4 protein-coding genes are annotated in these 4,929 nt (G+C 64.5%); 2 read left to right on the top strand and 2 right to left on the bottom strand.

The genetic code is table 11. The features are described from left to right. Positions 1 to 200 precede the first annotated feature (200 nt). Positions 201 to 353, bottom strand: a complete 153-nt coding sequence (locus VEK15_18165; protein ID HXV62631.1) for a hypothetical protein — start codon at positions 351 to 353, stop codon at positions 201 to 203. A 200-nt stretch (positions 354 to 553) separates the two neighbouring features. Further along, entirely contained in the window at positions 554 to 1,918 is a 1,365-nt protein-coding gene (locus tag VEK15_18160) for an FAD-binding oxidoreductase (protein ID HXV62630.1), read from the bottom strand. Between the two features lie 550 nt (positions 1,919 to 2,468). On the opposite strand from VEK15_18160, the gene VEK15_18155 reads away from it, so the two are divergent. After that, complete coding sequence (locus VEK15_18155) at positions 2,469 to 3,593, top strand: NAD(P)/FAD-dependent oxidoreductase (protein HXV62629.1); 1,125 nt, start codon at positions 2,469 to 2,471, stop codon at positions 3,591 to 3,593. A 5-nt stretch (positions 3,594 to 3,598) separates the two neighbouring features. Continuing rightward, positions 3,599 to 4,929, top strand: a 1,331-nt coding sequence (locus VEK15_18150; protein HXV62628.1) for a multicopper oxidase domain-containing protein, incomplete at its 3' end; no start/stop codon positions are given.

Here is a 4,929-nt window from a genome sequence, read left to right as displayed (position 1 = left end):
AATGCGACCGACTGCTGAATGTACCGCTCGACGTGTACCGCAGGATGGTCGAAGCAGATCACTATCTGCTGCAGGCGGGGCACCACGCATTCGCGAGCTATCGAACGATCATCTCGGTCGGATTGATGAGGATCGAAGAGCGCGCCTAACCGCTCAGCGGGTCGACTGGCGCGCGCACGGCTTCTCGTCGACGAGGCCGGTCAGGTTTCCCCGTCTGCGGGCTGGCCGCCTTCCGCTTTCGCCTTCCGCTCCGCAGCCGCTGCGTGCTTCTTCTCCAGCTTCCGGGCACGACGCTCCTTGACCTCGCGCTCGCGGGTCACCTTCGCCATCGTCTGCTGCCGTTTGCTCTTCATCCAGGGCGTCCTCTCTGTATGGGAACTCTACCCGCCCGCCCTGGATCGGCCTCTCGGGTCGGCCTTGTACGTTTCCTAGGTCACTCGCGCCCTTGGGCGGTTGGCGAACTCGGGTCCACCGGAAGAACCCTGGCGTCGCCGCCGTTCGGCGAGGCGGATCACGTGAGCAGCGCGACAGACTGGGCCCGCTGACGACCGACCTACGGCCGGATGTTCTGGTTCAAGTGGAACAGGTTGTCGGGGTCATACTTCCGCTTGACGTCGGTCAGCCGGTCGTAGTTCCCCTTGTAGTTCGCCTTGATCCGATCCTGGTCGTCGCCGGACATGAAGTTCACGTAGCCGCCTTCCTCCGAGAGAGGAGCCACCGCGTCGTAGTAGTCCCGAACCCACTTGATGTTGGCTTCGTTGTCGGCCGCATCCGGCCACATGCCGGCGATGACCGTTGCGAACGTTGCGTCGCGGTACGCGAAGGCGGTCTCGTCGGACGCGACCCGATGGCAGGCACCGTTGATCGGGTAGATGTGCACGGTCGAGTTCACTACGGGCACGTTTGGGCCGTGCTCGAGGTGGGCGTCGATCGCCTCATCGGTGAGTTCCTGTACGAAGTTGGCCTTCCAGTAGTGCTGCAGGTCGCCGGGTGGATAGAGCGCATCGAATGCACTATTGAGAGCGGGATAGGGCATTGGCCCCACGTGCTCGGCCACGACGGGAGCAGCGTCGCGAAGCGGCTTCAACACATCCTCTCCATCCTCGACGGGCCCGGCCCAGCAGGCCACGAATGCGAGCATCGTCTCACCGTGCCGTTCTTCCGGAATGAACGGGAGCGGCGGAGCGATCTGCCAGGCAGGGAACCCTCCGAACTCCTCCGGTGCATCTTGGATGAAGTCTCGATAGGCGTGTAACACAGCACCCGCGTCTGCACGGTCGAAGAAGAGCGGGCCCCCGTAGACGTCCCTAACGGGATGCAGTCGAAACTCGAACGCCGTCACGACCCCGAAATTTCCGCCCCCACCGCGAAGGGCCCAGAAGAGATCCTGATTCTCCTCCTCGCTCGCCGTCAGAACCTGCCCGTCGGCGGTGACCACCTCGGCGCTGAGGAGGTTGTCGCACGACAGGCCGACACCCCTGGAGAGGTAGCCGATGCCGCCTCCAAGGGTGAGCCCGCCGACTCCCGTCGTCGAGACGATTCCCCCGGTGGTCGCCAGGCCGTAGGGATGCGTCGCGTCGTTGAAGACGCCCCATGTCGCGCCGCCTTCTGCCCGTGCGGTCGCGCGCTCCGGGTCGACCTGAACATCCCGCATGCCCGACAGATCGATGACGACTGCGTCGTCCGAGGTCCCGAACCCCGGAACGCTGTGGCCACCTCCCCGTATCGCGAGGTCGAGCCCGTTCTCACGGGCGAACCCCACTGCGCCAACCACGTCGCCAGTGCCGACGCACCGCACGACGAACGCCGGGCGACGATCGATCATCGCATTGAAGACCCGACGTGCGGCCTCGTAACCCTCGTCGTCGGGGCCGATCACCTGGCCGCGCACGCTCTCTCGGAGGCTTTCGACGGTCATGGAGCCCACTTGTCCCCTCCCTTGCTAGCAGTTCGTGCATTCTGATCCTCGCAGTCATGCGCGTCCAACGACTGACGCGAGCCTGAGGACGCGCGGTTCACGCTGCACGCCAGGCCACAAGCGTCGAAAACCACGATACACACAGCGGGTTTGAGGGAAGCGGATGAAGGACTCGAGCCCCTCGATCTCGTGCATGGCAAGGACGTGGCGCGAGCGGTCAGGGAGTGACCCAGGGGACATCGTGCACGGTTCTGTCGTTCTCGGCCGACGTCGGCTGACCCGGGGTGCCTGCCCTGACGACCACGGCTGACACGCAGGCTGACACAAGAGACCCGGAGACGTCAGCTCTGCCGCCTCGGAAGGGTCGGGGTTGTCGCATGTACGCTTGCCACGAGTCCGAGCCCTCTTGCCCTCTGTCGCTCGGCTCAAGACTCGGTCGCGAACGCCCGAATCTCAGCGATGTTTCCGGACGTGCACTCTGGGCAGAGATGTCTGACGAACCGGCCATCCGGCCGGAGTGGGCAACGGTAGTTAGGAGCGAAAGGTCGACATGACAGACCAGACGGCAAACGGTTCCGACGATCGATTCGAAGTCGCGGTGATAGGCGCTGGGCAGGCGGGGCTCGCCATGGGGTACCTCCTGGCGAAAGAGGGCCGGCACTTCACGATCCTCGAAGCCAGCGATTCGATTGGCTGCGCGTGGCGCAGTCGCTGGGACTCGCTCGTTCTGTTCACGCCGCGTCGGTACGACAGCCTTCCCGGCCTCCCGTTCCCGGGCGACCCGAACGGCTATCCCGGGCGCGACGAGGTCATCAGCTACCTCGAGGGATACGCCTCGACCTTTGAGTTGCCCGTCGCGCTCAACAGCCCCGTGCAGTCAGTCGCACCCGCAGAGGGTGGCTTCGCCCTCAACCTCGGAACACGTGCTCTCGAGGCCGACCAGGTCGTAGTTGCGACCGGCCCGTTTCAGGTCCCGAATGTGCCCGCGTTCGCAGCGGATCTCGCGCCGGACGTCGCCCAGATGCACAGCACGGGCTACCGGCGTCCGAGTGATCTTCCCGAAGGAACGGCGCTGGTCGTCGGTGGCGGCAACACCGGATTCCAGATAGCCAAGGAGCTATCGGCGACCCACTCCGTTCACCTTGCCATCGGATCTCGACAGACACCGCTGCCGCAGCGAGTGCTCGGACGCGATCTCTTCTGGTGGCTGACGAAGACGGGCCTCATCGAGAAGACGGTGGAGTCGCGAATCGGACGGCGTGCGCGAGACCGCGACACGCTGATCGGCTCGAGCACGAGGGACGTGAAGCGTCACGGCGTTGAGGTCAAACCACGGGTCGTGGGTGCCTCGGGCGATGCGGTGACCTTCGAGGACGACAGCGAGCTCGGCGTCGATGCTGTCATCTGGGCCACGGGCTACCGATCCGAGTACGGCTGGATCGACGTTCCCGTCTTCGATCAAAACCGCCGCGTGCTCCATCGACGGGGCGTCACCGACTACCCCGGTCTGTTCTTCCTCGGTCTAACCTGGCAGCACACTCGGGGCTCGGCGCTCCTCGGTTGGGTCAAGGACGATGCGGAGTTCATCTCCGAGCGCATCGCCGCTAACGCGAACGAGCGCCCCCTCCGTGTTGGGCTGGAAGCCGAAGCGGCTGCAACGCCTCGAGGAGTGTGACTTTCATGAACGAGAAAGCGCAGGAAACGATCGCGCGCCAAGACGAGTTCCCCACCGACACGAGCGGGCTTCCACGTGCGGTCTCTCCGACCGTCATCGAACTCGCAGACGGCGGATCAATGGAACTTCACATCGGGCCGGTCGCCAAGCGAGTAGGTGACACGGATGTTCGAATGCTCGCCTACAGCGGTTCGATTCCCGGGCCGACCCTCAAGGTTCCCGAAGGGGCGACCGTGACCGTCCACGTCAGGAACGAGGGCGACCTCGAAGCAACGGTGCATTGGCACGGCTTGCGGCTCGAGAACCGCTACGACGGGACTCATGACACGCAAGCGCCGATTCCCGTCGGGGAGACCTTCACGTACCAGGTGCACGTCCCCGATCCCGGCGCGTATTGGTACCACCCTCACATCCGCGAGGACTACGGCCAGGAAATGGGGCTGTACGGCAACATCCATGTCGTCCCAGCCGAGCCGGATTACTGGCCGCCCGTCAATCGCGAGCTGCTCCTGACGCTGGACGACGTTCTCGTCGAAGACGGGAAGATCGCCGGCTTCAGCGCCTCGGAGACAACACATGTTGCCATGGGTCGCTTCGGCAACGTCATGCTCGTCTCGGGAGAGCCGGACCTCGCACTGACCGCTCGGCGGGGCGAGGTCGTGCGCTTCTACTTCACCAACACTGCCAACACTCGCGTGTTCAACGTGGCGCTGCCGGGAGCGCGTATGAAGCTCGTCGGTGGAGACAGCGGCCACTACGAACACGAGACCTTCGTAGAGGAGGTCCTCCTGTCTCCGTCCGAACGGTACGTGGTCGACGTTCTGTTCGAACGCTCGGGCGACTACGTCCTCGAGCACCGAACGCCCGCCCGCTCGTATCAACTGGCTTCGATCACCGTGACCGACGAGCCAGCCGAGCCGGCGCTCACGGAGCAGTTCGCGGTGTTACGGACGAACGAAGACCTCGTGGCGGAGCGCGAGCGAGTGACCCGCTTCCTGGTTGCAGCGCCGGACAAGACGCTCGCCTTCGTCGCGGAGATGGAGTTCGACACACCTGAGGGCGCCGTCTACACGTGTCCGATGCATCCGAACATCGTCAGCGAGGAGCAAGGACGCTGCCCCGAGTGCGGAATGAAGCTCCTTCCCGTCGAGGCTCCGATGAGCTACGTCTGCCCAATGCATCCACACGTCACCAGTGAGTCACCCGCTCGTTGCCCGGAGTGTGGCATGAAGCTCGTTCCTGCAGATCTCGTCGACACCTCAGGGCACGCGGAGCACATGCACGCAACTCACGACGAGCATCACGACCACGGGTCCCATTCGGCGGACGAGAGTCC

It is taken from the genome of Vicinamibacteria bacterium (assembly GCA_035620555.1).
Classification (GTDB): Bacteria; Acidobacteriota; Vicinamibacteria; order Marinacidobacterales; family SMYC01; genus DASPGQ01.
This window is presented reverse-complemented; position numbering and strand designations above follow the sequence as displayed.